Annotated in this window: 31 protein-coding genes and 2 pseudogenes; 20 read left to right on the top strand and 13 right to left on the bottom strand. The window is 72.8% G+C overall.

The window, feature by feature from the left end:
• Nucleotides 1-148 precede the first annotated feature (148 nt).
• Nucleotides 149-559 (bottom strand): hypothetical protein, encoded by a 411-nt coding sequence (locus AB0H83_RS46155; protein ID WP_360108367.1) that lies wholly within the window; start codon nucleotides 557-559, stop codon nucleotides 149-151.
• A 103-nt stretch (nucleotides 560-662) separates the two neighbouring features.
• Nucleotides 663-1,301 (bottom strand): annotated as a pseudogene (locus AB0H83_RS46150) (EAL domain-containing protein); the annotation flags it as partial.
• 161 nt (nucleotides 1,302-1,462) lie between these two features.
• On the opposite strand from AB0H83_RS46150, the gene AB0H83_RS46145 reads away from it, so the two are divergent.
• From AB0H83_RS46145 to AB0H83_RS46120, 6 genes and pseudogenes are all read left to right on the top strand, one after another.
• Nucleotides 1,463-1,660 carry a hypothetical protein gene (locus AB0H83_RS46145; protein WP_360108364.1) on the top strand — a complete coding sequence of 66 codons (198 nt, stop codon included), beginning with the start codon at nucleotides 1,463-1,465 and terminating at the stop codon, nucleotides 1,658-1,660.
• A gap of 37 nt (nucleotides 1,661-1,697) precedes the next feature.
• Nucleotides 1,698-2,276 carry a MauE/DoxX family redox-associated membrane protein gene (locus AB0H83_RS46140; protein WP_360108361.1) on the top strand — a complete coding sequence of 193 codons (579 nt, stop codon included), beginning with the start codon at nucleotides 1,698-1,700 and terminating at the stop codon, nucleotides 2,274-2,276.
• The gene (locus tag AB0H83_RS46135; protein ID WP_360108358.1) at nucleotides 2,273-2,794 is read left to right on the top strand and encodes a TlpA disulfide reductase family protein; all 522 of its coding nucleotides are present in this window, start codon (nucleotides 2,273-2,275) and stop codon (nucleotides 2,792-2,794) included. Before AB0H83_RS46140 ends, AB0H83_RS46135 begins: the two co-directional genes overlap by 4 nt.
• A complete protein-coding gene (locus AB0H83_RS46130) occupies nucleotides 2,791-4,602 on the top strand; it encodes an ABC transporter ATP-binding protein (RefSeq protein ID WP_360108355.1) in 1,812 nt (603 codons plus the stop codon). The genes AB0H83_RS46135 and AB0H83_RS46130 overlap by 4 nt, the downstream gene beginning before the upstream one ends.
• Complete coding sequence (locus AB0H83_RS46125) at nucleotides 4,599-5,057, top strand: S26 family signal peptidase (protein WP_360108353.1); 459 nt, start codon at nucleotides 4,599-4,601, stop codon at nucleotides 5,055-5,057. Before AB0H83_RS46130 ends, AB0H83_RS46125 begins: the two co-directional genes overlap by 4 nt.
• Nucleotides 5,058-5,103: 46 nt before the next feature.
• Nucleotides 5,104-5,247, top strand: a pseudogene (locus AB0H83_RS46120) (GNAT family N-acetyltransferase); the annotation flags it as partial.
• A gap of 45 nt (nucleotides 5,248-5,292) precedes the next feature.
• On the opposite strand, the gene AB0H83_RS46115 reads toward AB0H83_RS46120, so the two are convergent.
• The gene (locus tag AB0H83_RS46115; RefSeq protein ID WP_360108350.1) at nucleotides 5,293-6,102 is read right to left on the bottom strand and encodes an NAD(P)H-binding protein; all 810 of its coding nucleotides are present in this window, start codon (nucleotides 6,100-6,102) and stop codon (nucleotides 5,293-5,295) included.
• 357 nt (nucleotides 6,103-6,459) lie between these two features.
• On the opposite strand from AB0H83_RS46115, the gene AB0H83_RS46110 reads away from it, so the two are divergent.
• Nucleotides 6,460-6,633, top strand: coding sequence for a hypothetical protein (locus tag AB0H83_RS46110; protein WP_360108347.1), 174 nt, complete (start codon nucleotides 6,460-6,462; stop codon nucleotides 6,631-6,633).
• Between the two features lies 1 nt (nucleotide 6,634).
• On the opposite strand, the gene AB0H83_RS46105 is transcribed toward AB0H83_RS46110, so the two are convergent.
• The 3 genes from AB0H83_RS46105 to AB0H83_RS46095 all read right to left on the bottom strand — a co-directional run bounded on the left by AB0H83_RS46105 (nucleotide 6,635) and on the right by AB0H83_RS46095 (nucleotide 8,545).
• Nucleotides 6,635-7,171 (bottom strand): ATP-binding protein, encoded by a 537-nt coding sequence (locus tag AB0H83_RS46105; RefSeq protein ID WP_360108344.1) that lies wholly within the window; start codon nucleotides 7,169-7,171, stop codon nucleotides 6,635-6,637.
• 173 nt (nucleotides 7,172-7,344) lie between these two features.
• Complete coding sequence (locus AB0H83_RS46100) at nucleotides 7,345-7,731, bottom strand: hypothetical protein (RefSeq protein WP_360108341.1); 387 nt, start codon at nucleotides 7,729-7,731, stop codon at nucleotides 7,345-7,347.
• Between the two features lie 181 nt (nucleotides 7,732-7,912).
• The gene (locus AB0H83_RS46095) at nucleotides 7,913-8,545 is read right to left on the bottom strand and encodes a TetR/AcrR family transcriptional regulator C-terminal ligand-binding domain-containing protein (protein ID WP_360108338.1); all 633 of its coding nucleotides are present in this window, start codon (nucleotides 8,543-8,545) and stop codon (nucleotides 7,913-7,915) included.
• 85 nt (nucleotides 8,546-8,630) lie between these two features.
• On the opposite strand from AB0H83_RS46095, the gene AB0H83_RS46090 reads away from it, so the two are divergent.
• From AB0H83_RS46090 to AB0H83_RS46070, 5 genes are all read left to right on the top strand, one after another.
• A complete protein-coding gene (locus tag AB0H83_RS46090; RefSeq protein WP_360108335.1) occupies nucleotides 8,631-9,677 on the top strand; it encodes an aldo/keto reductase in 1,047 nt (348 codons plus the stop codon).
• Between the two features lie 120 nt (nucleotides 9,678-9,797).
• Nucleotides 9,798-10,745, top strand: coding sequence for a DUF5996 family protein (locus AB0H83_RS46085; RefSeq protein WP_360108332.1), 948 nt, complete (start codon nucleotides 9,798-9,800; stop codon nucleotides 10,743-10,745).
• Nucleotides 10,746-10,862: 117 nt separating this feature from the next.
• On the top strand, nucleotides 10,863-11,012 hold the full coding sequence (locus AB0H83_RS46080; RefSeq protein WP_360108329.1) for a hypothetical protein: 150 nt from the start codon (nucleotides 10,863-10,865) through the stop codon (nucleotides 11,010-11,012).
• Nucleotides 11,009-11,515, top strand: coding sequence for a hypothetical protein (locus AB0H83_RS46075; protein WP_360108326.1), 507 nt, complete (start codon nucleotides 11,009-11,011; stop codon nucleotides 11,513-11,515). Before AB0H83_RS46080 ends, AB0H83_RS46075 begins: the two co-directional genes overlap by 4 nt.
• 108 nt (nucleotides 11,516-11,623) lie before the next feature.
• A complete protein-coding gene (locus AB0H83_RS46070; protein WP_360108323.1) occupies nucleotides 11,624-12,436 on the top strand; it encodes a hypothetical protein in 813 nt (270 codons plus the stop codon).
• Nucleotides 12,437-12,563: 127 nt separating this feature from the next.
• Here the strand turns inward: AB0H83_RS46070 and AB0H83_RS46065 are convergent, their stop codons facing one another.
• Genes AB0H83_RS46065 through AB0H83_RS46050 form a run of 4 tightly spaced genes read right to left on the bottom strand, consistent with a single transcriptional unit; the run spans nucleotide 12,564 to nucleotide 15,645 of the window.
• Nucleotides 12,564-13,208, bottom strand: a complete 645-nt coding sequence (locus AB0H83_RS46065) for an SRPBCC family protein (RefSeq protein ID WP_360108320.1) — start codon at nucleotides 13,206-13,208, stop codon at nucleotides 12,564-12,566.
• The gene (locus tag AB0H83_RS46060) at nucleotides 13,205-13,564 is read right to left on the bottom strand and encodes a metalloregulator ArsR/SmtB family transcription factor (protein ID WP_360108317.1); all 360 of its coding nucleotides are present in this window, start codon (nucleotides 13,562-13,564) and stop codon (nucleotides 13,205-13,207) included. The genes AB0H83_RS46065 and AB0H83_RS46060 overlap by 4 nt, the downstream gene beginning before the upstream one ends.
• A gap of 53 nt (nucleotides 13,565-13,617) precedes the next feature.
• On the bottom strand, nucleotides 13,618-14,364 hold the full coding sequence (locus AB0H83_RS46055) for an SDR family oxidoreductase (RefSeq protein ID WP_360108314.1): 747 nt from the start codon (nucleotides 14,362-14,364) through the stop codon (nucleotides 13,618-13,620).
• Nucleotides 14,365-14,382: 18 nt separating this feature from the next.
• A complete protein-coding gene (locus tag AB0H83_RS46050) occupies nucleotides 14,383-15,645 on the bottom strand; it encodes an HDOD domain-containing protein (RefSeq protein ID WP_360108311.1) in 1,263 nt (420 codons plus the stop codon).
• 116 nt (nucleotides 15,646-15,761) lie between these two features.
• Here AB0H83_RS46050 and AB0H83_RS46045 point away from each other — a divergent pair, with 116 nt between their 5' ends.
• The gene (locus AB0H83_RS46045; RefSeq protein ID WP_360108308.1) at nucleotides 15,762-16,028 is read left to right on the top strand and encodes a CDGSH iron-sulfur domain-containing protein; all 267 of its coding nucleotides are present in this window, start codon (nucleotides 15,762-15,764) and stop codon (nucleotides 16,026-16,028) included.
• On the opposite strand, the gene AB0H83_RS46040 is transcribed toward AB0H83_RS46045, so the two are convergent.
• Nucleotides 15,947-16,996, bottom strand: a complete 1,050-nt coding sequence (locus AB0H83_RS46040; RefSeq protein WP_360108305.1) for an iron-containing redox enzyme family protein — start codon at nucleotides 16,994-16,996, stop codon at nucleotides 15,947-15,949. The genes AB0H83_RS46045 and AB0H83_RS46040 overlap by 82 nt on opposite strands.
• 63 nt (nucleotides 16,997-17,059) lie before the next feature.
• Between AB0H83_RS46040 and AB0H83_RS46035 the strand changes: the two genes are divergently transcribed.
• From AB0H83_RS46035 to AB0H83_RS46015, 5 genes are all read left to right on the top strand, one after another.
• Nucleotides 17,060-18,028 carry a class I SAM-dependent methyltransferase gene (locus AB0H83_RS46035; protein ID WP_360108302.1) on the top strand — a complete coding sequence of 323 codons (969 nt, stop codon included), beginning with the start codon at nucleotides 17,060-17,062 and terminating at the stop codon, nucleotides 18,026-18,028.
• Between the two features lie 58 nt (nucleotides 18,029-18,086).
• Nucleotides 18,087-19,217, top strand: a complete 1,131-nt coding sequence (locus AB0H83_RS46030) for a glutamate--cysteine ligase (protein WP_360108299.1) — start codon at nucleotides 18,087-18,089, stop codon at nucleotides 19,215-19,217.
• A gap of 18 nt (nucleotides 19,218-19,235) precedes the next feature.
• Nucleotides 19,236-19,589, top strand: coding sequence for a peptidyl-tRNA hydrolase Pth2 (gene pth2, locus AB0H83_RS46025; RefSeq protein WP_360108296.1), 354 nt, complete (start codon nucleotides 19,236-19,238; stop codon nucleotides 19,587-19,589).
• A gap of 462 nt (nucleotides 19,590-20,051) precedes the next feature.
• The gene (locus AB0H83_RS46020) at nucleotides 20,052-21,368 is read left to right on the top strand and encodes an ABC transporter substrate-binding protein (RefSeq protein WP_360108293.1); all 1,317 of its coding nucleotides are present in this window, start codon (nucleotides 20,052-20,054) and stop codon (nucleotides 21,366-21,368) included.
• 118 nt (nucleotides 21,369-21,486) lie between these two features.
• Nucleotides 21,487-21,693 (top strand): hypothetical protein, encoded by a 207-nt coding sequence (locus AB0H83_RS46015; RefSeq protein ID WP_360108290.1) that lies wholly within the window; start codon nucleotides 21,487-21,489, stop codon nucleotides 21,691-21,693.
• A 2-nt stretch (nucleotides 21,694-21,695) separates the two neighbouring features.
• Here AB0H83_RS46015 and AB0H83_RS46010 read toward each other — a convergent pair whose 3' ends face one another.
• On the bottom strand, nucleotides 21,696-23,699 hold the full coding sequence (locus AB0H83_RS46010) for a cytochrome c oxidase assembly protein (protein WP_360108287.1): 2,004 nt from the start codon (nucleotides 23,697-23,699) through the stop codon (nucleotides 21,696-21,698).
• A 139-nt stretch (nucleotides 23,700-23,838) separates the two neighbouring features.
• Between AB0H83_RS46010 and AB0H83_RS46005 the strand changes: the two genes are divergently transcribed.
• The gene (locus AB0H83_RS46005) at nucleotides 23,839-24,207 is read left to right on the top strand and encodes a GntR family transcriptional regulator (RefSeq protein WP_360108284.1); all 369 of its coding nucleotides are present in this window, start codon (nucleotides 23,839-23,841) and stop codon (nucleotides 24,205-24,207) included.
• On the opposite strand, the gene AB0H83_RS46000 is transcribed toward AB0H83_RS46005, so the two are convergent.
• Complete coding sequence (locus AB0H83_RS46000) at nucleotides 24,195-24,686, bottom strand: GNAT family N-acetyltransferase (RefSeq protein WP_360108281.1); 492 nt, start codon at nucleotides 24,684-24,686, stop codon at nucleotides 24,195-24,197. The genes AB0H83_RS46005 and AB0H83_RS46000 overlap by 13 nt on opposite strands.
• 95 nt (nucleotides 24,687-24,781) lie before the next feature.
• Here AB0H83_RS46000 and AB0H83_RS45995 point away from each other — a divergent pair, with 95 nt between their 5' ends.
• Nucleotides 24,782-25,705 (top strand): hypothetical protein, encoded by a 924-nt coding sequence (locus AB0H83_RS45995; protein WP_360108278.1) that lies wholly within the window; start codon nucleotides 24,782-24,784, stop codon nucleotides 25,703-25,705.
• Nucleotides 25,706-25,833: the final 128 nt, after the last annotated feature.

The raw sequence follows: 25,833 nt of genomic DNA, 5'->3' as shown, positions 1-25,833 counted from the left end.
GGGCGCGGCCGGTCTGATCCACGCCGCGGCGACCCCGGGCAGCAAGGGCTTCGCGGTCCCGGACACCGCCAAGGAACTCGTCGACGCCTGAACGACCCACTGCCACGAAACCCGGGCCTCCACAGGGAGGCCCGGGTTTTCGGCGTGCTCAGCCCGGGTGGTGGACCCCGCCGGCGAGCGTGTCCACGGCCCGCAGCACCTGCCGCATCACGGTGCGGCACAGGTCCGGGTTCTGGCTGACCGCCACGTCCCACACCGGCGGGTCCTGCACCCGCCCCTCGTGCGGGCGGGCCGCCACCGCGATCGACGGCCCGGGCGACAGCAGCACGAAGCAGGTCTCGTGCGCGAACGCGTGCCCGGGCGGCATGTCGGCCGCCCTGACCCGCCAGTCGCTCCACGCCGACACGTCCGGGCCGACGATGATGATCAGCGGGCAGCGCTCCAGCAGCATCGTGAACATCACCTGCCGCTGCGGCGGCATCGCCGCGGCCGTGACCGGCACGACGGCGGCGACCGCGGGGGACTGGTCGCCCACCGCCGCCCGGGTCATCATCGCCATGACCAGGTGGTCCAGGCCGGCCTGGCGTCGGCAGCAGCGCGGCGCCGGCGGCGCTGAACTCGATGTCGTTGATCGCCACGCCCCAGTTCGCGGCGCGGGCCCGCCGGGCGGTCTCCAGTGCCTCGCACGGGAAGCGGGAGATGGCCCGGCCGGTCAGGTCGACGTACACCCGCAACCGCTGCTCCGCCTCCTGGACCGTCGGCAGCAGGTCCGGCGGGCACGGCTCGATCAGCGAGTCGGCCTCGACGTTGACGAACAGCGACACCGACGGCGGCAGCCGCGCGTCGAGCATCTCCCGGAACGCGGTCACCCGGCAGATCCAGTCCAGCTCGCCGAGCCGGCCGGCCGCCTGTGCCGCGGCGAACAGTTGCACCGGCGAGTGCAGCGGCCCCTCCGGCCCGCGGGTGAGCGCCTCGAACCCGACGACCTGGCCGTGCTCGGTGTCGTGGACGGCCTGGTACTCGATGCGGATCGCACGCTCGGCGATGATCCGGTCGATCAGCGCGCCGGTGCCGCTCGGCCGTGCCGGCACCCGCCGCGCCGGCCGCCGGGGAGCACCCGCGCCGGCGGCGGGCCGCGGCTCGTCGTCGTGCGGTGCCGGCTCGCCGTCGTGCGGCGGTGGCGCGTCGTCGGGGGGCCCGCCGGTCTCGGGGCGGGTTGCCGGTTTCAGGTCGCTGGGCCCCCGGTAGCCGCTGCGCGACCACAGCGTCCAGCCCCGGGTCTGCACCGTTTTGTCCGCCATCCCGCCTCCTGAGAGCGAGTGCCACCGCATCGGTCCATCGGCACCGCCGGGAGCGGGTTGAGCAAATTCCGGGACCACAATGTAGGAACGTTCCCATTGACATCCCGCCGCGATATGGATCACTCTGCCTATCTGCATTTCCCTATGGAAGGATGTCACCGATGGTTCAAGCCATGGGTCGGCTCGCCGACCGCGTGCTCGCGCGCCTTGCCCCGACGACGCAGGCCGATGCGGGCTGCACATACCAATGGGAGACCTGTTACTGCTCGGGCGGCCTGCGCTACCGCCGCAAGTGCATGTACGGCTGCTCGGGCGTGCCGAACCACTGCTACTCCTGCACGGTCACCGGCACGTGCTGACCCGCACGACGGCCGGGCGCACCGCGGTGGGCCACCGATGCCGGTGACCGCGGTTGCCGCCGGTGCGCTGGCCGTCGTGTTCGCGATGGCGGTCGCCGGGAAAGTTTCATCCCCGTCGTTCACCCGGTTCCGGCGCAGCGCGGCCGCGCTGTGGCCGGGGCCGGGACGCCTCGGCGCGCGCACGGCGGCCGCGCTCGCCGCCGCCGTGCTCCTGCTCGAGGCGGCCGTCACCGGCGGTCTGCTGTGGTGGCTGCTGCACCTGGCGACCGGCGCGGTGCCCGAGCCGCCGGTCCGTGCCGTGCTCGCCGCCGCGGTGGCGCTGCTGGCCGCGTTCACCGCCGCGCAGCTCGTCGCGCTGCGCCGCGGCCGCACCGTCACCTGCGCCTGCTTCGGCCGCGCCGACGCCCCCGTCAGCCGCGTCGGCGTCGCCCGCAACGCGGTCCTCATCGCCCTCGGGGTGCTCGGCGCCGTCGCCGCCGACCGCCCCGGCCCCATCGCCCTGTCCCTGGTCTGCGCGGTCGCCGGTGGCGTCGCCGGGCCCATCGTCGCGTCGCTGGAGGACATCGTGTCGCTGTTCCGCATCCCGCAGGCACCAGCGAGGGGGACCGGCCGATGAACACCGCGCTGCTCGTCGCCGTGCTGCTGCTGACCGTGCTGACCGTGTTCAACCTCGTCGTCGTCCTCGGCGTCGTCCGCCGGTTACGGGCCTACGAGAACCGCCTCGGCGACCTGGCCGAGCCGCCGCCGGTGTCGACCGCGACCCTCGGCGAACCGGTCGCCGACTTCTCCGCGTCCACCGTGGACGGCCGCACCGTGGGCCGGGACTCGCTGACCGGCCGGACCCTCATCGGGTTCTTCTCCCCGGACTGCCCCGCCTGCCACGAGCGGCTCGGCGACTTCCGCACCGCCGCCGTCCGGCACTCGGGCGACGTGCTCGCGGTCGTCGTCGACGACGGCGGCGACACCGCACCCGTCGTCGGCGCGTTCAGCGGTACCGGCGTCGCCGTCGTCGTGGAGGACCCGGAAGGGCCGGTCGCGAGCGCCTTCGGGGTGCGCGGCTTCCCCGCGTTCGTGCTCGTGCGGGACGGCGGGGTGGTCGAGTCCGTCGGCTACCAGGTGCCCGTGCCGGCGTGATCACGGTGATGGGACGGGTCGGCGCGGCGCTCGCGCTCGCCTGGCGGGCCCGGCCGGCGCTGCTGGCCGGGTACGTCGCGGCGCGCCTGCTCGCCGGGGCGCTGCCTGCGGTCGCCGCCTGGCTGACGAAGGTCGCCATCGACCGGGTCGTGGCCGGCGGCGCGTCCGAGGCCGTGCTCCCGGTCGCCGGCGCCCTCGCCGCCGCCGGCCTGCTCGCCGCGCTCGGACCGCCCGTCATGCGCTACACCCAGGCCGAGCTCGGCCGCGCCGTCGCCGTCGTCGCCAAGGACCGGCTCTACGCCGCCGTCGGCCGGTTCACGCTGCTGCGTACCCTGGAGGACCCGGCGTTCCGGGACCGGCTGCGGCTGGCCGAGCAGGCCGGCAACGGCGGCCCGGGGCAGGTCGTCGACAGCGTCCTGGGCGTCGCCCAGTCGGTGGTCACCCTGGCCGGGATGGCCGGCGCGCTCGTCGTGGTGTCGCCGTGGCTCGCCGCCGGGCTCGTCGCCGCCGCCGTCCCCGCCCTCGTGGCGGAGCTGCGCCTCAGCCGGCGCCGGGCCGCGCTCACGTACACCCTCAGCCCGGCCGAGCGGCGCGAGCTGTTCTACAGCGACCTGCTCACCGACCTCAGCGCCGCCAAGGAGATCCGGCTCTTCGGCGCCGGGCCCCTGCTGCGCCACCGGATGCTCGCCGAGCTGCGCACCGTCAACGCCGGGCACCGCCGCCTCGACCGCACCGAGCTCGGCAGCCAGGTCGGGCTCGCGGCACTGTCGGCGCTGCTCGCCGGGGCCGCGGTCATCTGGACGCTGGTCGCCGCCGCCGGCGGCAGCCTCAGCGCCGGCGACGTCGGCGCGGTCATCCTCGCCGTCGCCGGCGTGCAGGCGGCCCTGTCCGGCGGCGTGCAGTACCTCGCCCTCGCCCACCACGCGGGCCTGCTGTTCGACCACTACCGCGAGCTGCTCGCCACCCCGCCCGACGCGACCGCCGCACCCGGCAGCGCGCCGCGCGACGAAGAGCGCGGCATCGTGCTCGACGACGTGTGGTTCCGCTACGGCGACGACCAGCCGTGGGTCTTGCAGGGCGTGACCGCCGCCATCCCGCCCGGCAGCGCCGTGGCGCTCGTCGGCGAGAACGGCTCCGGCAAGAGCACCCTGGTGAAGCTGCTGTGCCGTTTTTACGACCCGACCCGCGGCGCGATCCGCTGGGACGGCACCGACCTGCGCGACCTGCCCGCCGACGAGCTGCGCCGCCGGATCGCGGCCGTGTTCCAGGACTTCATGTCCTACGAGCTGACCGCCGCGGAGAACATCGCGCTCGGCGACACCGACGGCCGCACGGCCCTGGACACCGACCCGGCCCGGCTCGCCGACCCGGCGCGGCAGGCCGGCATCCACGACACCCTGCTCGACCTGCCCGGCGGGTACGACACGCTGCTGTCACGCACGTTCGTCGACTACGACCGCCCCGACGGCGTGCTGCTGTCCGGCGGGCAGTGGCAGCGGCTCGCCCTCGCCCGGGCCCTGCTGCGCGGCCGGCGCGACCTGCTCATCCTCGACGAACCCAGCTCGGGCCTGGACGCGGAGGCCGAGCACCGCATCCACCGTGCGATCACCGCACACCGGGCCGGTCGCACCAGCGTGCTCATCTCCCACCGGCTCAACACCGTCCGCGACGCCGACCGCATCCTCGTCCTCGCCGGCGGCCGGATCACCGAGACCGGCACCCACGACGAGCTCATGGCCGCCGGCGGGCGCTACGCGGGGCTGTTCCGCCTGCAGGCCAGCGGCTACCACCTGGACCCTGCCGCATGACGTGGCTGACCGCGGGCACCGGCCTGCTCCTCCTCGCCGCCGCTGCCGTCCTGGTGCGGCGCCGGTGGACGGTGGTCCGGGTCCGCGGCGACAGCATGGAGCCGGCGCTGCACGACGGCGCGGTCCTGCTCGCCCGCCGCTGGACCGGCCGGCCGCCGCACCGCGGCGACATCGTCGTGCTGCGCCGCCCACCGGTCGTCGCCGTCCCGCCCGGCGCCACCCTCGTGCACAGCGCCCCCGGCGCCCCACCGCGCGCGGGGGAGGGGTGGCTCATCAAACGCGTCGTCGCCGTGCCCGGCGACCCGGTGCCGCCCGGCGTGCCGAACACCGCCCCGGGCCCCGTCCCGCAGGGCACGGTCATCGTGTACGGCGAGCGCCCCGGCCTCGACTCGAGACTCTTCGGACCCGCCCCGATCGGCACCATCCACGCGACGGTCGTGCGGGCGCTGCGCTGAGCACTCGTCATACCTGACTGGTGCACCTCGCCGACATCCTCGACCCGCCCGCCACCTGGTGCCGGGCGGCGGGCCGGTGTGGTCGCAGCAGGCGGCCGGCAACGCCCGCAGCATCCGCGCCTTCCAGGCCGCCGGCTACCGCCCCGTCGCCTCGGAGGCGCTGCTCGACCTCCCAGACCTAGTATCCTAGGATGCTGTACGCAACGCGGCGGGCGTCACAGGCACCAATGCCGCGTCAGCCGAGCGCGGCGACGACGGCCTCGCGCAGGGGCGTCGGCGGCCGGCCGAGGAGCGCCTCCAGATCCGTCGTCTGGCGCTCCAGCAGCCCTGCCTTCGCCAGCTGCATCAGCAGGCCCAGCGGCGGCGCCACCGTGGTCTCGACGGGCTCGACCGTCCGCCCGGACAGCTCGCTCAGCACCCGCGCCAGGTCCTGGTACGTCCACAGTGGACCCGTGAGGTCGTAGCCCCGGCCGAGGTGCTCGTCGCCGGCCAGTACCGTGGCGGCGGCGACTGCCAGGTCGGACCGCAACGCGGTGTTGAGACCGCGGCCGCCGGTGCCGCCGGCGAGGGTGCCCGACGCCACCGCGTCGCGGAGGCCGGGGTTGACGAACGCCTCGGTGTAGAACGGGTGCCGCAGGATCGTGGCGGGCAGCCCGCTGCCGGCGATCGCGCGTTCGGTGGCATGGTGCGCGGCGTTCATGCCGTCGCCGCCGCGGTCGGCGCCCAGGAAACTGGTGTAGGCGACGGCCTGCACGCCGGCGTCCACGGCCGCGTCGATCGCCGTCCGGTGCTGACGCACGCGCACGTCGGTGTCCAGCACGGGGGAGGAGATGAGCAGCAGCCGTTGTGCGCCCCGCATCGCGTCCCGCAGCGACGCTGGGTCGTCGTAGTCGCCGCGGCGGACCTGCACGCCGCGGGCGGCGAGGTCGGCGCACCGGCCGGGCTCACGCACGGCGGCGACCACCGGCCGGTCCGGATGGCGGGTCAGCAACTGCTCGACGACGAGCCGGCCGAAGGCGCCGGAGGCCGCGGTCACAATGATCATGGGGCCAGGCAACAGCGGCCCGCCGGATCACGCCAGCGATTTACCAGACTCCCGATGCTCGATTCCCGCGCGCCCGCTCAGCGGCGAGCCGGCAGCCGGTGTGGGGCACCGTGGCGCAGTCGGCCGGTGGTGCCGCAGCAGCTCGCACGCCCGGTGGCAGCGGGTCGGGGTTCGGCGGCTTCGAGGCGCCGGTGAGCCAGGCGGTGAAGAACGCGGCGAGGTCCTGGCCCGACTCGCGCGAGGCGAGCGCGACGAAGTCCGTTCACCGGGAACCAGGACGCCCCGGACTGCGGCTCACCCGCGACGAGGGCGCCGTCGCCGGTCGGCATGAACAGCGACTCGAGCGGAATCTCCGGGATGCGAAACGTCCGGGGCGTCCCCTGGTACCGCACGCCGACCACGAACGCCCGCCCCGCCGGCAACCCCTGTTTCGGCGTGACGACGAGCTCGTCACCGGCCCGGGTCCAGGTCGCCCGCCGCCCGTTGACGGGCCAGGTCGATGCGCGGTCGTGGCAGCGCCGTGAGAAGTAGGTCAGGAGACCGATGGTGGCCAGCGGTATCCGCGCCACTGGTCCCACGTCGCGAATCCAGCCGGTGGGTCACCAATGGGTTCGCTGCCGTCGAGTTCGCCGGGAGTCGGTATCTCGATTCTGGCCGCCCACTCGGCAAGTTCCTCGTCGGACATAAGCCAGGTTGTGTGTGGCGCTTGGGCTTGGCGCTGGTCACGCCGTCTGCGCTGCTCGGCCGGCGGGAGTTCGAAGTACCGCATCTCCACCGTCGCGTCCCGGTCGGCTGCTGCCTGCCGTAGAGCGGAGCGCTCATCGCGACTCCAGAGGCCGAAGTCGATGACGACATTGTTGCCCAGTTCGAGGGCACGCAGCCCGATGTCGATGAGCCGTCCTTCGATCACGTCCCCGGCCGATGGCGGATTCTCGGGCCCGAAGAGCGCCTTCACCCATTCGTCCTTCGTGAGACGAAGCGCTTCCTGCTCGATCTCGATACGATGAGCGGCAGTGGTCTTTCCGGTACAGGGGAGCCCTACCGTCAGAAACAGCGTCGGTTGCCTCATCATCGCCCCTTCCGACCGAACAGAACGCCTCACCATCGCCGCCGGCCGCACGTACCGCAATCTCGCGCGGCAACCGGGTGGAGCTCGCGGAGAGGACGTCGATGCGTTCGTGCAGAGGGTCAGGGTCGGTGGGGACGCTGATCGCGTCGCCGGCCAGGAAGCCGGCCGTCCCGTCACTCCCCGAGATCGATCCGCAGCCGTCGGGCAAGCTCGCGGTGGGCATGCGCGATCGCGTCGATGAACAGGGCCAGCGCCTTGTCCGCCCGGATCGGTTCGGCCAGCCGGATCTCGTAGCACTCTCGATCCGGATGTTGCGCCCAGACGACGCCGGGTCGGGCTTCGAGCGCGGTGACCATCAGGTCCTCGTCGACCACGTCCGGCCCGGTGTCGATGACCGGCTTGATTTCGTCGTCGATGCCCAGTCCCCAGGTCAACCCGTCGCTGGTCGAGATCGCCATGTTGTCCAGCAACTGCGTCAGCGTCAGCGTCAGCTCCGGGCTCCCGGGCTCCATGATGAGGTCGGCGAATCGCTGCGGCGCCCGGGCCAGCGCGGCGACCACGACAGGTCGGCCGGTGAGGGTCGATGGGCGGTAGCCGTCCCAGCCTCCCCCAGAACCGCTCGGGGGAACGCCGGGCACGGAGTATCGATAACGTCGCCACCATGACATGTGCCCTACTGTGGGGAAAACGGGACCGGAAGAGCAAGCCTGTCAAGCCCGCTCCGCAGTTGGGTGCGGCTGATCAAATGTGTGACGCGTTGGTGGTGTTCCTCCGGTATGTTCCTGCGCGGGCGGCGGCGACGGCGGCGTTGGCCGCGCGGTCTGCGGTGGCGTTGTCGAGGTCTTCGCCGGTGACGAGGAGCCGGTAGTACAGCGGCGCGGAGACGGCTCGGATGACCTCCTGAGGGTCGGTGTCGGCTGGGAGTTCGCCGCGGGCGATGGCCTGCTCGACGCAGGGTGCCCATTCGTTGATGCGGGTGTCGTAGAAGCGGCGCAACGCCTGTGCGGTCCGGGTGTCGCCGGTGGCGGCGGCGATGATCGCTTTGAACAGCGCGCCCTGGCGTTGATCGGTGAGGGTGCGCTGGACCAGTTGGGCGTTGGCGGTCAGGTCGCCGAGCAGCGTGCCGGTGTCGGCGCGCGGCAACGACTGTTCGGCCATGTCCAGCAGCAGGTCGGTCACCAGATTGGCCACCGTGCCCCAGCGGCGGTAGACGGTGGTCTTGCCCACGTCGGCGCGGCGGGCGACGTCGGCCAGGTCGAGTTGGGCGATGCCTCCTTCGGCCAATGCGTCGCCGGCGGCGCGCAGGACCGCGGCGCGGACCCGGGCGGTGCGACCGCCGGGCCGGACGGTGCCGGGTTCAACGGGATCGTTCATAACGGGTCTCCAGTTCCATTAATGCGCCGCCGCGTGCTAACGTCCAACTAACGGGACAACAGTACCGTTAGCGAGGGGGATATTCATGGAGTACAGGCGGTTGGGAGCGTCCGGGCTCACCGTGCCGGCGCTGAGCTTCGGCGCCGGCACATTCGCCGGACAGGGTCCCCTCTTCGGGGCGTGGGGCAGTACCGATGCCCAAGAGGCACGCCGGCTCGTGGACATCTGCCTGGACGCGGGCGTCACCCTGTTCGACACCGCCGACGTCTACTCCGACGGCGCGTCAGAACGCGTCCTCGGACAGGCGATCAAGGGCCGCCGGGACCGGGTGCTGGTGTCCACCAAGACCGGCCTGCCGACAGGCGAAGGCCCCGGCGACGCGGGCACCTCGCGCGCCAGGCTGATCCGCGCCTGCGAGGGCGCGCTCCGCCGGCTCGGCACCGACTACATCGACCTGCTGCAACTGCACGCGTTCGACGCCGGCACCCCGATCGACGAGGTGCTGTCCACCCTGGACGACCTCGTCAGGGCCGGCAAGGTGCGCTACGTCGGGGTCTCCAACTTCTCCGGTTGGCAGCTGATGAAATCCCTCGCCACCGCGCAGCACCATGGCTGGCCCCGATACATCGCGCATCAGGTGTACTACTCCCTCGTCGGCCGGGACTACGAATGGGAGCTCATGCCGCTCGGCCTCGACCAGGGCGTCGGCGCGCTGGTCTGGAGCCCGCTGGGCTGGGGCAGGCTCACCGGCCGCATCCGGCGCGGCCAACCATTGCCCGCCGGCAGCCGACTGCACCAGACGGCCGACTTCGGCCCACCGGTGACCGACGAGCACCTGTTCGACGTCGTCGACGCGCTCGACACGATCGCGCAAGAGACCGGCCGGACCATCCCACAGGTAGCCATCAACTGGCTGCTACAGCAACCGACCGTCTCCTCGGTCATCATCGGCGCCCGCAACGAACGCCAGCTCCGCGACAACCTCGACGCGGTCGGCTGGAGCCTGACACCGCAGCAACTCGCGTACCTCGACACGGCCAGCAGCCGCACCGCACCGTACCCGTACTTTCCGTACTACCGGCAAGCCGGATTCGCGCGACTCAACCCGCCGCCGGCACCCCGGGCCGCGTAGCCCGCGCCGGCACGGCGAGGCATCACACACGGGTAGGCGGCGCATGATCGGGTCTGTTTCGGGCAGCCCTGTTCTGTCCGATGGCAGGAGCCGGCGCCAGCAGTGCTGGGGAGGTCGGAGATGACGAGTGAGCAGGGGCATTGGGCGGCCCTTCCGGTCACCGAGTGGGAGCCCACATACGACACGCTGCACATGTACACCCAGATCGTCGGGAAGATCTCGCTGGCCTTGCGGCCGATGACGAACCACTGGTGGCAGGTCGCCCTGGAGCTTTCCGCCAGGGGCTTGCGGACTGCGGCCATCCCGCACCCTGCCCGTACCTTCGGGATGGAGTTCGATTTCCTCGACCATGTGCTGCACATCGACGCCGAGGGTGGTGAGCGGCGCACCGTCGGGCTGGGCGGGTCCGTGCGCGACTTCTACACCGCCACGATGACGGCGCTGGATGATCTGGGGCTGCACGTGCCGATCTGGACCATGCCGGTGGAGGTGTCGGATCCGATCCCGTTCGACGAGGACACCGTGCATTCGACGTATGACCCGGCGCAGGCGGAGCGGTACTGGCACGTGCTGTGCCAGGTCGAGGGGATCTTCGACGAGTTCCGGGCCCTCTTCACCGGCAAGGCCAGCCCGGTGCAGTTCTACTGGGGCTCGTTCGACCTCGCCACGACGCGCTACTCCGGCCGGCCCACCGAGCCGCCGCCGGACGCCGACACGATCACCCGGTTGAGCTACACCGCCGAGCAGAGCTCGCTCGGCTTCTGGCCCGGCGGCACCTGGCTCAACGGCGTGCGCGTCGAGCAGCCGGTCTTCTACTCCTACACCTATCCCGAGCCGCCCGGGGTCCGCGACCAGCCGGTCCGCCCAGCGTCGGCGTCCTTCGACGCCGGACTCGGCGAGTTCGTGTTGAGCTACGACGACGTCCGGCTGGCGGACGATCCGCGCCGGGCGGTCCTCGATTTCGCCCAGACCACGTACGAAGCGGGTGCCCGGCTCCAGCATTGGCCGCGCGACGTGCTCGAGTGGGCGCCGCCGACACCACCCAGCTATCGCCGGGCGACGACCTGAGCGGCCGGCTCTGCATCGATCCGGGGGTCCAACCACGCGGCAAGCCCGAGGTGAAGCGGCCGACGCGCGGCAACAACTCCGTAGCACCTGGCTGGGTGCACTGGGACGATTGCGCGCATGACACAGCGCGCGACATCGGCGGCGCAGGGGTGCATCTTCTGCGCCGTCGTGGCCCGGCAGGCCGTGGCCAGTGTGGTGTACGAGGTGTGGTGCGGCCGGTCGGTGGGGCAGCGGATCGCGGCCGGCACTCCTAGCCTGGTGTTGTGAAGACGGCCGTGCTGTTGGTGTCGGTGGTGGTCGCGGTCGTCGGGCTAGCCGCCTGCACCCGCCCGCCCAGCCCGGATCCTGAGCCGGCGCCGTTCGTGCTGGAGACCGTCGGCGGAGAGGTGGGGTCCAACGAGCGGCTGGTCGGTGCGTGGCGTTCAACGGAGTACGGTGAGCCGTTCGTCGAGGTCACGATCCGCGAAGGTTGGGCCATGCATCTGCGGGGACGCTGTACCGGCTCGGGCGTGCTCAAGATGCACCTGACCGCCGTCAGCATGAGCTTCACGGACGGCTGGACCTGCGACGGTCAGTGGCGGTTCCTGATGATGCTCTTCCCGGCCGATGAACTGGCCGTCGGTCGTATTGACCTGGGCCCGTTCACCGTGGCGCTCTACCGCGCCGACACCATCACCTCCTGGGACGTCGAAGCCTATTCGTTGTTTCCGACGCCCTCGCTCGGCCCGAGCGTCTCGCCATGGCCGTCCCCGTCTCCGCTGCGCGCCTGATACGCCACGGCGATCGCCCGACCAGCACCGGACCCGAAGGCGCATATGACACGCGGGATGCCCGGGCCGTCCGATGGCTCGTGGCGTGTGGTGAACTGGGGTGTGCAGATGCGTCCCGCAGAATTGGCGGCGATCCGTGCCGGCGATGTCGACGTGGCGTTCCGCCGGTGGGAACGGCCTCGGGTCAGGGTCGGCACCCGGATGCGCACCGCGGTCGGACTGGTCGAGATCACGTCCGTCGACCGCGTGCCGGTGAGGTCGCTGACCGCCGCGGACGCCCGCCGGGCCGGCGCGGCGTCGCTGGTCGCGCTCCGGGAGGGGCTGGACCGTCTCCACCCCGAGCGCCCGGTGTATCGGATCGGGCTGCGGTACGCGGGCGTGGACCCGCGGCAGGGACTGCGGGAATCGGTGCCCGACGCCGCTGAGATCGACGCGATCGTCGCGTGGCTCGACCGGCTCGACCGTGCCTCGCCGGCCGGGCCCTGGACCCGGCAGACGCTGCTGCTGATCGACGAGCTGCCGGCCACCCGGGCGCCCGACCTCGCGCAACGCATGGGGCGCGACACCCCGTCGTTCAAACAGAACGTGCGCAAGCTGAAGGAGCGCGGCCTGACGGAGTCGCTCGACATCGGGTACCGGCTCTCGCCGCGCGGCGCCGCCGTCCTGGACCACGAGGGTCATCCCCGGCCGGCCCGGGGCCGGCCGGTGCCCGAGCCGGGCATCCCGCTGCCACACCTCGGCGCACCCGCGACACGTGCGCTCACCGCACTCGGCGTGGTCCGGCTCGAACAGGTCGCCGGCCTCAGCGAGCGCGAGGTGCTGGCACTGCACGGCGTCGGGGCCTACGCCCTTCGGCACCTCCGAGCAGCGCTGGATGCGGCAGGGCTGAGCTTCCGCGACGATCCAGGCGTATCGCCGTAGATGTGCGCCTTTCCGTCGGCGTGAGTGGTCCGTCCCGCGCCGCGAACGACGCGGCGTGCGGCGACCGGCCGTCAACCGCCGGAACGGGTTGCCGGCCGGCGCCGCAGGACGACCGCGTGGGACGTGCTCAGGAAGCGGGCGGGGCGAACTGCTGGACGCCGAACGCGATCGCCGCGGCGATGTCGTCGTCGCCGGTGCCCCAGGAGGCCTGGATCGCGGCGCCCCAGGCGTGGCAGCTGCGGGTGGCGAACTCCTTGACGTCAGGGGCGTCCTCCCAGGTGGCCGGGTCGAGGCCGGCGCCGTGCAGGTGCAGGTCCAGGCCGAGCAGTGCGAGGTCCCAGCCGCCGCCGATGCCGATGGTGCCGCCGGGGCCGTACTGGCGCACGAGCTCGTCGACGATCTCGGCGGGGGAGGAGTGCTCCAGCTCCAGCACGGTGGTGCCGTCGGGGCCGGGGGCGAGGCGCAGCTCGACCTCGGTGTCCATGCCGCCGCCGAACGACCAGGTGACGGCGAGCAGGTGTGGTGCCTCGCAGCGCAGGATCTGCCCGCCGGCGTTGTCCTTGAGCTGGAAGGTGCCGCCCAGGTGCAGGTCGCCGTCGACCTGGCCGAGCCAGCGGGCGAGCCGTCCGGGGTCGGTGCAGGCGTCCCACACGTCGTCGACCGTGGCGTCGTACGTGCGCCGCAGCAGCAGCGAACGTCCCGCGCCGGTGCTGACCGGGTGGGTGCCGACCTCGCGGTGCACGGCGTTGATCTGGTTGACGATGTCGATCACGGCTCGGGTCCTTCCCTTGTGGACGGTGGGGTGCGCCGCTCGCGCCTGCCGCGGGCCAGTTCGGTGCCCAGGGCGTCCAGTCGCTGGGACCAGAAGCCGCGGAAGCGCTCCAGCCACGCGTCGACCTCGCGCAGCGGCGCGGCGTCGACGGCGTACAGGCGCCGGGTGCCGTCGGCGCGTACGGTCGCGAACCCGGACTCGCGCAGCACTTTCAGGTGTTGCGACACCGCCGGCTGCGAGATGCCGAACTCGGCCCGCACGGTCTCGCTGACCGCGCCGGCGGGCTGCTCCCCGTCGGCGAGCAGCTCCAGGATCCGGCGCCGGACCGGGTCGCCGAGCACGTCGAACGCATGCACCGCACGAGAGTGTCACGTGCCGCTTATATAAGTCAAGGCTGAAATAGCCCGGCTCAGTCGATGGTGTGGCCGCCGTTGACGGTGATGCGTTCGCCGGTGACGAACGACGCCGCGTCCGACAGCAGCCAGCGCACCGTCTCCGCGACGTCCTCCGGGCGGCCGATGCGGCCCAGCGGCACGTCGGCGGTGTACTGCCGCACCGCCGCGGCGGGCACGCCGGCGTGCCGCTCGACCGGGATCCAGCCGGGCGCGACGGTGTTGACGGTGACGCCGTGCGGGCCGAGCTCGCGGGCCCAGGTGCGGACCAGGCCGGCCTGTGCGGCCTTGGCCGCCACGTACGCCGACCAGCCGGGCAAGGCCCGGTCGAGCATGTCGGAGCCGATCAGCACGACCCGGCCGGACCCGGCGGCCCGCATCGCCGGCAGTGCCGCCTGTACCAGCAGCGTCGGGCTCTTGACGAAGAACAGCAGCTGGCCGAGGTGGTCGGCCCAGGTGAGATTCTCGACGGCGACCTCCGGCTGCGGGCCGGTGGCGTTGGCGACCAGCGCCGTGACCGGGCCGAGCCGGGCGGTGACCGCGGCGACCAGCGCCTCGACGGACGCCTCGTCGGTGACGTCGGCCTCGAACGCCTCGGCGGTGCCGCCCGCGGCGCGGATGTCCGAGACGACCGCGGCGGCCGCCTCGGCGCCGTGCCGGTAGTTGACCGCGACCGCCCAGCCGGCCCCGGCGAGGGTCCGTGCGATCGACGCGCCGAGACCGCGTGACGCGCCGGTGACCAGTACCACTCCTGCAGCAGTCATCGTGCGGCACCCTAGCAGCTACGACACGTCGGCGGTCAGCTCCGCGAGGGTGGCGTTGGTGGCGCTCACCGCGGACAGATAGGCCATCGCCATGTCGGCGGTGTCGACGGACAGCTGCGCGGGCAGCGCACCGGCGACCGGCATCTCCGCCGACGGTGTCGTGTACGCGCGGGCGGTGGCCAGCACGTCACCGAGCGGCCCGCGGCCGGTGGTGAGGGCATCGACGAGCGCCGGATCCAGCGGCAGGTCCTGCACCATCCGGTCGGCGGGCTCGTCGAACAGGTCGGCGATCGCCGACAGCAGCCCGCCGATGTACGCGACGTCGGCGGGCACGCCCACGCCGCCGGCGAGGAACTGGGCGAAGCGGGCGCGCACCAGCACGCCGCTGAGCTGCTCGGGGTCGGACTCGGTGAGGTCGGCGACCAGCATCAGCGTCACCCACTGGCGGATGCGGTTCAGCCCGAGCGTGACGACGGTGTCGCGGATCGACGACACGGTGCGGTTGAGGCCGGTCGCGGCGGCGTTGGTGGCGCGCAGCAGCCGCAGGCTCAGCGCCGCGTCCTGGCCGACGAGGTCGACGACCTCGTCCATGTCCACGTCGTCGGCGCTGAGCGCCTGCAGCATCCGCAGCCGGGTCAGCCGCGCCGGGGCGAGCGTGAGGGTCGAGTTGACGTGCGGGCGGCCCAGCACGTCGCCCTGGAAGAGCTCGAAGCCCAGCCGGTACGCCAGGTGCAGCGCCTCGGGGGTCTCCAGGCGCTCGGCGACCAGCCGGAGGTGCCCGTGCCGGCGGCACTCGGCGACGGCGGCGCGGACGTCCGGCTCGGAGGCGTGCAGCATGTCGATCTTCACGTAGGTGACCAGCGGCAGCAGCGGCTCGTGGCCGCCGCCGAGCGTGAAGCGGTCCAGCGCGACGGTGTAGCCCTGCTCGACGAGCGCGGTGACGCCGGCGACGACCGCCTCGTCGACCACGGTCGTCTCGAGGATCTCCAGGACGGCCTGGTCGCCGTCGAACGGCAGCGGCAGCCGGCCGGTGAGGAAGTCCCGGGTCAGGTTGACGAAGCAGACCCGGCCGCCGGCCAGCTCCTGCAGCCCGAACTCGGTGAACGCCGCGACCAGCACACGCGCCGTGGCGTGCGAGTCGCTGCGGTCGGCGCCGGACGCGGTCGCCCTGGCGCGGAACAGCAGCTCGTCGGCGACCACGACGCCGTCGCGGTCGTAGATGGGCTGCCGCGCGACGTGCACGATGTGACCGTTGTCGGGGGCCTCCGTTTGCTCGCTCACCAGGCCATGATCGCTGGTGAACCGGGCTAATGGTGCGGAATCGCCTATATACCCTCGAACGCGCGGCTGGGGCAAGGGGCTGTTTGCCTCGCCCGTGGAGGGGCAACCCACAGGACATGGACGACCCCGCCGTCTCCGTCACCGTGTGCGAGGACGGGCCGCTGCTGCTGCGCGGCCGGTTCACGCTGCTCACCCAGGACGGTGAGGAGGTCGACCCCGGCCGCGCCACCGTCGCGCTGTGCCGCTGCGGCCGGTCCGCGATCAAACCGTTCTGCGACGGCACCCACAAGGTCGTGGGTTTTCAGGCCCCCAGCGCACCCACCGGCGCACGCCCGTTGAGCGGCGCGCCCGCCTCGCTGCCGGTGCCGCGCAGCGACGACTGACCCGCCAGCCAGCGGTCCAGGACGTACCCGGCGAACCGGCCGTCCAGCGCCAGCGCGCTCGCCGCGCCGAACAGCACCAGCCCGCCCTGCTGCGGCTCCCGCGCGCAGAACCCGCCGCACAGGTCGTGCGCGGCGATCTGCTCGTGCACCGCGTCGGCCTCCACGTGCTCGTCGTAGAAGCGGGTCGCGGTCGCGTCGCCGCCGAGGCGGCGCAGGCCGTTGCCGTACCGGCGGTTCGGCAGCGACGAGGTCATCTCGAACACCGCCAGCTGGCCCAGGATCGCGCCGCGCAGCCGGCGGTGCAGGCCGAACAGCGACATCAGGTTGTTCGTGGCGAGCGTGACCGCCGGCACCACGTCAAGATACGCGCCGTAGCCGTCGTCGAGGTCCAGCTTGCGCATCGTGGCGCGGAACAGCTCGGCGTGCATGCGATCGAGGTGGCCGCCGCCGTACTCGTCGGACTGGATCTCCACCAGCGCGGCCTTCGCCGGGCCGGCCAGCCGTGGGATCGCCCACGTGTGCGGGTCGGCCTCCCGGTGGTGGTAGATCGAGCGGTGGATGACGAACTCGCGGAACTGCTCGAGCGTCGCCCGGCTGGTCAGGAACTTCGACAGCGACGGGCTGTCGTCCGCGTCGACCAGCGCCGTGAGCGCGTGCGGCACCTCGTGCGGTGGCGGCGGCTGGGGTACGGGCACCAGCGCGCGCAACGCCTCCTCGAAGCGCTCCTCGGCGGCCTGGCGCAACGACAGCAGCGACGGCTGCCACTCCCACCGCTCGTCGACCCCGTCGAAGCCGCGGTAGTGCAGCTCGTAGCAGATGTGCAGGCTCAGCTGCAGGTCCTCGTCGGTGCACGCGTCGGCGCCGGTGGACAGCTCCCGCCAGGTGCCGGCGGGCAGGTCACGCGGCGGCCCGGCCAGTATCGCGATGAGCGTGTCGGAGACGGGTCCTCGGGCAACGGGCAGGCGCATGGCCGTTCGTATTCCCTCGTCCGGGGCTGGTTAAGCAGGATCTTCGAGGGGAAGCGGGAGGCTATGACCTCACTCGCCGACGCACCCGTGCTTGCCGACGCCGCCCTCCTGCGCCTCGGCGACGCACTCAAGGACGCCGGGTACCGGTTCACCGCCGTCACCCCGGCCACCTACGAGCGGGTCAACGGCCGCCCCGGCAACGCCCGCGGCCGCTCGCTGCGCGACGTGCTCGGCTGGAGCCGCCCCTTCGGCCCCGGCGACCTGCCCGACCGGTTCGTGGCGCTGCTGGAGGAGGCCGGCGTCCTGCACCGCGACGGCGACCTGTGGCGCAGCACAGTGCGCTGCTCCAGCTACGACGGCGGGCTGTTCTTCCACTCCGCGTACCCGCCGACCGAGCCCGACGCGGTGTTCTTCGGCCCCGACACGTACCGCACCGCCGACGCCGTCGCCGCGCACCTGCACACCCGCGCCCGGCCGCCGCGGCGCGCCGCGGACATCGGCACCGGCAGCGGCGCGGTCGCCGTCACGGTCGCCCGGCACGCCCCGCACGCCGAGGTCCTCGCCGTCGACATCAACCCCGTCGCGCTGCGCTTCAGCACCGTCAACGCCGCCCTCGCCGGCTGCGGCGACCGGGTCCACGCCGTGCGCAGCGACCTGCTCAGCGCCGTGGACGGCACCTTCGACCTCATCGTGTCCAACCCGCCGTTCATGATCGACCCGGACCGGCGCCCGTACCGCGACGGCGGCGGCGAACACGGCCACGACCTGCCCCTCGCGGTGCTCGACACGGCCCTTTCGCGCCTGGCGCCGGGCGGGACACTCGTGCTGTTCAGCGGCACCGGCATCGTCGACGGGCACGACCCGCTGCTCGCCGCGGCCACCGAGCGCCTCGCTGACCGGTTCGCCGGCCGGTTCGCGGATCTGCAGTGGAGCTACCGGGAGGTCGACCCCGACGTGTACAGCGAGAACCTCGACGACTCCTACGCCCACGCGGAGCGCATCGCCGTCGTCGTGCTGACCGTCACGCGCTGACGCTGCTTGTTGTTGCCCGTGCTGCTTCGTCGCTGTTTCGTCGCTGAAAGGCCCGCCGATGTCGCTGACCGCGTCCAGCCCTGCCGAGATCGCCGGCACCCTCGCCGGGCAGACCCCGACCGTCGGCGTCGAGGAGGAGTTCCTGCTGCTGGACGCCGGCACCTGGCACAACGCGCCGGTCGCCGACGCCGCCCGCGACGCGCTCGCCCCGGCGGTCCGCGAGCAGACCCGGGTCGAGTTCCGCCGCAGCATGATGGAGATGGTCACGCCCGTGTGCACGTCGCTGCCGAAGCTGCGCGAGCACCTGACCGTCAACCGGGCCGCGGCCGCCACCGCCGCGCAGGCCGCCGGCGCCCAGCTCGTCGCGGTCGCCGCCACCCCGGTCGCCGAACCGGACCGCACCGTCGAGGACACGCCCCGCTTCCACGCCATCTCCCGCCACTACGGCCCGATCGCGCACGACCCGGCGCTGTGCGGCTGCCACATCCACGTCGGCGTCGCCGACCCCGAGGTCGCCGTGCAGGTCTGCAACCACCTGCGCCCGTGGCTGCCGCTCGTGCAGGCGATGACCGCCAACTCGGTGTACCACGCCGGCGCCGACACCCACCACGCCAGCTGGCGCAGCATCCAGCTGGAGCGCTGGCCCAGCCTCGCCCCCGCGCCCTACCTCAACTCCGTCGCACACTACGAACGCACCGTGGCCGAGCTCGTCGGCAGCGGCGTCATGCTCGACGACTCGATGGTCCTGTGGTGGGTCCGGCCGTCGAAGCGGTACCCGACCGTCGAGATCCGCGTCGCCGACGTCTGCCCCACCGCCGCCGACGCGGTCCTGGTCGCCGGCCTCGCCCGGGCCCTCGTCGGCACCGTCCTGGAAGACATCGCCGCCGGCCGGCCCGCCGTACGCCCACCGGAGCACCTGCTGCGCGCCGCCCACTGGAACGCCGCCCACCAGGGCCTCGCCGGCACCCTCATGGACCTGCGCGGCCGGCGGGCCGTCCCCGCCTGGGACATGGTCGACCTGCTCGCCGACACCGTCGCCCCCGCACTGCGCCGCCACGGCGACCACACCCTCGTCACCGCCGAGCTGGCCCGCCTGCGCGCCGAAGGCACCGGCGCCGACCGGCAACGCCGCGCCGGGGACCTGCCCGCGGCGATGCGGAAGCTCGCCGACCTGACCGTGCGCGCCTGAGGACTACCATCGCTGCTCGTGAACACCGAGCCGAAGATGGTCCTCGTCGTCCGCACGGACCTCAGCATGGGCAAGGGCAAGATCGCCGCCCAGGTCGCGCACGCCGCGGTCGCCGCCGTCCTGCAAGGCCCGCACGGCACCGTGTTCACCACCTGGCTGCGCGCGGGCCAGCCGAAGGTCGTGCTGAAGGTCACCGGCGAGGCCGCCCTCACCGACCTGTGCGCCCGCGCCACCGACGCCGGCCTGCCCGTCCAGGTCATCCACGACGCGGGCCGCACCCAGGTCGCCGCCGGCACCGCCACCTGCTGCGCCATCGGCCCCGCCGTCCCCGCCGACCTCGACCCGGTGACCGCCGCGCTGAGCCTGCTGTGACCCCCCACGTCGTCGGTACCTCGTCGGTGCTACCCGCGCAGCCGGCGACAGCCGGTGCCGCCACCACCGTCAGCGCCGCCAGCGTCAGGACCACGGGATCGCCCTGCTGCACCGCGCAGCCCCAGACGAACGCGGCGGGCAGGGCAGCGGTGAGCGCGCACGCCACTCGGGTCTCGACGAGGGGCCGCAACACCAGCGGCCGGGCGGGCATGCCGCCATTGTCGGGCACGTGCCGGCCACGCTCCAGCCTGCGGCGCCGAGGCGACCGGCAACGGCGGCACCGCAGAGACATTGGGCAATTCACTAATTGATTGCTGATAATGCGACGGGCAATTCGAAACCGCCTGACGCAATTTTTCCTCAAGCTCCGTAGCGAATTCCCGGGCGCGCGGCACCGGCTGTTTATGGTTCGCGAGGCCAATTCGCGGACGAGAGGCAGATGTCGTGGGATCCAGGACCCCAATGGTCGTGGCACTGGGCGTGGTGACCGCGTTCGTCACCGGCTGCGGCGCGACTCCCGCCTCGGACGCCGGTCAGCCGCTCGTGGTGCGGCTGTACGGATCCGACGCGAACATGACCAGCTCCCTCAAGGACAAGCTCGCCGACGCGCCAGGGCTGCTGACCGGCATGACCGGGACCTCGCCGCTGCTGGAGCTGTCCGAGACGTTCCAGCAACGGCTGCGCGGCGTCGACCCGTCGCTGGTCGACTACGGCTACGCCGCCGAGGCGTACGACGCGGTCATGCTCGCCGCCCTCGCCGCCGAGTCGGCGCGCACCACCACCCCGACCACGGTCGCGAAGTACGTGGTGGCCGCCTCCACCTCCGGCACCCTCTGCGGATCGGCCGCCGCGTGCCTGCCACTGGCCAAGGCCGGCAAGGACTTCGCCTACCGCGGGATGTCGATGCGCCGCAGCGGCCTCAACGACCAGGGCGAGCCGTCCACCGCCTCCTACGGCACCCTGCACTTCGGCCGGGACAACACCATCAACACCAACCTGACCGAGTTCATCGGCGCCGGTGACGAGTCGCTTGCCTCCACCGCGCCGGCGCCGCCGTTCACCGCGTACCCGTCGCTCAACTCCGGCAAGCGGCCGGCCGCGCTGAAGGTCGGCGGGCTCATGCCGCACACCGGCCGGCTCGCGTTCCGCAGCCCGCCCCGCTTCGCCGCCGCCAAGCTCGCCGTCGCCGACGTCAACGCCGCCGGTGGGGTACTGGGGCAGCCGGTCGAATGGGTCGACGGCGACGACGGCACCGACCCCGCCGTCGCCGCCGCGACCGTGGACCGGTTCGTCAACCTCGGCGTGCAGGTCATCATCGGCGCGTCCTCGTCCAGCGTGACGAAGGCGGTCATCCCGAAGATCGCCGCGGCCGGCCGGATCCTCATCTCCCCGTCGTCCACATCGGACGAGCTGAGCACCGTGCCCGACAACGGCCTGTTCTTCCGCACCGCCCCGGCCGACACCCTGCAGGCCATCGCGCTCACCGACGTCATCATGCGCGACGGCATGCACCGTGTGACGATCCTGGCCCGCGAGGACGCCTACGGGCTCGGCCTGCAGAAGAACGTGAAGGCGAACCTGCTCGCCGCCGGCATGCCCGAACGCGCGGTCGACCTCATCTCCTACCCGACCACCAGCGAGAACTTCGCCGGTCTCGCCTCACGCGTACGGTCCGACGCGCCCGACGCGGTGCTCATCCTCGGCTACGACGAGACCGCGCTCATCGTCAAGGCCCTGTACGCGCAGAAGATCGGCACCGCCGCCGCCCTCGGCGTCTGACGGGCAGGTTCCGATCGGCTGCCCTCGCGCGCCAGGGTCGGCCCGTCGCGGCGTGTCGGTGACTGTTCGGACGGTGACCGGTGCTGCGGCGGGCACTACCTTGTGCGCATGCGCGTAGATGGGGTGCGGCACAGTCACCGCCGGCACGCTGCTCGGCCTCGCCGCCAGTACCATCGGCGCGCAGTTCTTCGTCGTCTACGCGCGGGTGTACGAGAGTTCGGCGCTGCTGCTGGGCGCCGCGGTGCTCGCGACGCTCGCGACCGGACTGCTTCTCGCCCGGTCCGCCCCGGACCACGCGCCCCTCGCCGCCGGCCACCCCCGCTGAGGTCAGCGGCGCTCGGCCGCGGCGCGGCGCAGGAAGTCGTTGTACCGGGCGAGCTCGTCGTCCTCGCCGGTCGCCTCGGCGCGGTCCGCGGCCCGGTCGAGGCGGCGCTGCTCACGCTCGTCGGCGCGGACCCACCGCACGACGAGCAGGATCAGGATCGCCACGGCGGGGATCTCGCCGAAGCCCCACGCGATCCCGGCGCCGACCTGCTGATCGGCGAGCAGGCTGCCGGCCCAGGCGGGGTGGACGGTGGTGTACCAGTCGGCGGCGATGACGGTCCGCGACTGCATGAGCGCGACGCCGAGGAACGCGTGGAACGCCATACCCGCGAAGTGCACGAGGACGAGGATTGGCGGGGACACCGGACGGCGGCCCGGGTCGACGCCGATGAGGACCCAGAAGAACAGGTACCCGGTCAGCACGAAGTGCGTGAGCATCGCCAGGTGCCCGAGGTGGTAGCGCATCAGCGTGGCGAGCAGGTCGCTGAAGTACAGCCCGTACAGGCTCACGACGTACAGGGCGAGTGCCACGACCGGGTGTGACAGCGTCCGCAGGTACCGGCTGTGCAGGGCGAGCAGCAGCCAGTCGCGGGCGCCACGGACCGCCGGGTCGGCCGGTTTCCGCAGCGTGCGCAGGGCCAAGGTGACGGGGGCGCCGCAGACGAGCAGGATCGGCACCACCATCGCGAGGACCATGTGCTGCGCCATGTGCGCGCTGAACAGCACGTACGCGTAGCGGGCGAACCCGCCGACGGTGAAGAAGCCGAGCAGCAGCACCCCGCCGAGCCAGCTCGCCGTCCGCGCCACCGGCCAGCGGTGCCCGGCCCGGTGCAGCCGCCAGACCCCGGTCAGGTAGCCGGCGGCTGCCAGTACCACCGCGGCGATGAAGAACCCGTCCAGCAGCGGCGGCCAGAACACCCGCGCCGCGCTGATCGGTGCCGGGGCGGCGAACCCCAGCAGGTCGGTGACCACGTCGGTGTCCACCGGGTCGGTCGGCACCGGCGTCGGCGTGCGGGACAGCGCCACCGCGAGGCCGACGGTCGCGGCGAACACCAGCACCTCACCGGTCGCGAGCCGGCGGAACGACCCGAAGGCGCGCCTGCGATGGACCGCACCGAACACCCCGACGACCAGCAGAGCGGCGATCTTGCCCAGCAGGAGCAGGCCGTACCGGGAGCGCCACAGCTCGTCGAACGCCCCGATGCGCACCGCCGTGCTGGCGACCCCGCTGACCGCGACCGCCACCCAGCAGCCCAGGGCGAGCCGGCTGTAACCGCGGACGGCGATGCCCAGCACCGGGTCGGAGCGCAGGGTGAGCAGGGCGGCGAGCCCACCCACCCACAGCGCGGCGGCGAGGATGTGCACCGCCAGGCTCGTCACCGCCAGCTGATGGTTCCCGGCGCCGGCCGCGTGACCGGTCAACGCCGGCGGCAGCGCGGCCACCCCGGCGAGCACAGCGACGACACCGGCGCCGGTCCGGGTGAGCACCACCCGGCACGCGACCGCCACGACCGCGGCCAGGACGGCCTGGGCGAGGGCGGACCGGCCCTGCTCCACCGACCACGCGAGGCTGCGGATCCCCTCGAACGTCACCCGCGACACCGGCTGGCCGATCAGGTCCGACAGCGTCAGGGGCAGCGTGAGCAGCGCGGCCAGCGCCCAGCCGCCGGCCCACCACGAGGCGCGGCGCAGCATCCGGTACCCGGCTGCGCCGAGCAACTGCCCGGCGCCGTGCCGGCCGCCCTCGATGCCGGGCAGCAGGAACGCCGCCGTCACGCACCAGCCGACGGTCGCCACGCACCCGACGTCGGCGGCGGCACGCACCAGCGGCAGCCCCCATGTGGTGAGCGGCCCGGCGTCCGGCAGCCCGTCGATCCGGCCGGTGATCCCGCCACCCCAGCGCAGGGCGACCGCGAGGGTCGCCACGGCCACCGCGGCGGCCACCGCCGCGCCGGCGAGGACGACGAGCGGTCGCCGGGCCTTCGTGGTCAGGTCAGTATATGTCATGATTTGCGGTACATCATCGTCAGCATCACCCGGGTAGTCGCTCCGAGCGGCCAGCTGGTTCCCGGCGGTTCCCGGCGGGTCGGCCGGGCTGGTGGACACCGGCGAGCGGGGTCATGGCGCGGCAGGCGATGATCGTCTGATGTTCGTCATCGACGCGTCCTCGCCGGTACCGCCGTTCGAGCAGCTCCGGGTCCAGTTCGCCCGCCAGATCCAGGACCGCACGCTGCCGGTCGGCGCCAAGCTGCCGACGATCCGCAGCCTGGCCACGGACCTCGGGCTGGCCGCCAACACGGTGGCCCGGGCGTACCGGGAGCTGGAGGAGGCGGGGCTGATCGAGACCCGGGGGCGGGCCGGGTCGTTCGTGTCAGCGACGGGCGACGCGGGACGCGAACGGGTCCGCCGCGCCGCCGCCGAGTACGCCGCCGTGGTCGCGAGCGTCGGCGTCGACCCAGCCGAGGCGCTACGGATCGTCGAAGCCGCGCTGCGTACAGAAGATCATCGAAGCTGAGATCGTTGTGCAGCTTCAGGCGAGCTGATCCGGAAGCGCAGGAACGTCCGGCCGGCCACCTCGACCTGTCCATCGGGCCGGAACCCGAGCCGTCGTACGGCTGCGGCGGTGCCCCTGCTGGGTGGCAGCAGTACGGTCACCTCGTCGAAGCCGAACGGGCCGAACGCCTCGGTCAGGACCCGCTCGGCGACCGCCCGCCCGTGGCCCCAGAACGCCGGCCGCAGCACAAGAGCCAGGTCGACGTCGTCGCCCTCGGGCTGCAGTCCACCCCAGCCGGCGAACACGCCATCGACCAGGAAGGCCCACGGGCCATAGCCGCGCTCGCGCCACATGGCCTCCTTGGCAGCCACCCACGCGACGCAGTCCTCGCCGCCGAACCTGCCGACGGCGAGCGGCATGTGCCGGCGGACCCGGGGATCGTTCATGAGCTCGATCAGGTCAGCGGGGTCAACCTCGGTCAGCCGGGCCAGGGTCAGCATGCCGCGACCATACCGGCGCGCGCGGCACGGGGCCGTGGTGCGGCCGGCGGGCTGAGTCTGTGATTTGGATCAGCCTCAGTCGACACGAGGGTTGTATGACGATTCACGGCTGCCGGACCTGCGGAGCCGCTCTGACGGTTCCGGTGTCAAGGGTGGCGCTTCCCGTCCACGCGCATCAGAGGTACGGCAACGGGCCGGGTCCGCTCGACCCGGTGTTGGAAGCCGGTACATTCGCGGTGGATCCGCTGCCCTCCGGTTCGCCGTGGCGCCGGTGGGCCGAGCTCGAAGCTGGTGAGGCCGAGGCACTTGGCTGGTACGCGCCGAGGTTCAGCATCTCCGACGGACCGGCCGGCCAGGTGCTGCTCGCCCCAGGGGACGTCCGCGGCGCCGTCATCGATCCGGCGCTGGTCGGCGACTCCGCATGCTGCGGCCTCGACGGCGGCGAACCCAACATGGTCTGTGTCACCTGTGGCACGCCGGTGGCCACCCGGATCGACGACTGCGGCCTGTGGCAGGCGGTGTGGCTGGACCCGCTGACGACCCGAGTGATCGAGGAGGTGCAGGCGCTCCTCGGCCTGTTCTCGGGTCCAAGACTCGGGTCCGAGCCACAGCGCCTCCCGCGCCCACACCTCGCGCGGCTGCCCGCCCAGCCAGGCGGCGAACCACTCGGGCAGCGTCAGATGCAGCTTGTACCGGTCACCCTCATTCCACCACCACATCTGCCCCTGCGGGTGCCGGCAGTCCAGCAGTGCCCACATGGCGCACCCGAAGTCGCAGAAGAACACGACCCCACGCGGTGGGGCAGGCGGTTCGTCCGGATCGTCGTGTGGACCGTCTGGCCAGTGCGTCAGCTCCCCGAGCGGGAAGTCACCTTCGGTGATGCCCTCGATCCCGCCGAAGGGGCCGATCCCGCCGTCCGCGAGCTCCATTTAGATCCGCCGCACCAACGGCGGCAACGGATATCCGATCGCCGCCTCGGCACGTCGGACATCCTCCTCGGACGCCGGCGCGGGCAGTAACACCTCATGGCCCGCATCAGTCGGGCGACCTTGTCGAGCTGGCTGCGTTACTCGGAGGGCAGGTGCCTTGAGCCACGTCGAGGGATGGACCCGTGAAGACGCGCCCGGCGTTCACCGGCTGCACCGGC

Origin of the sequence: Dactylosporangium sp. NPDC050688 (assembly GCF_040654515.1) — a bacterium.
Lineage (GTDB): Bacteria > Actinomycetota > Actinomycetes > Mycobacteriales > Micromonosporaceae > Dactylosporangium.
This window is presented reverse-complemented; position numbering and strand designations above follow the sequence as displayed.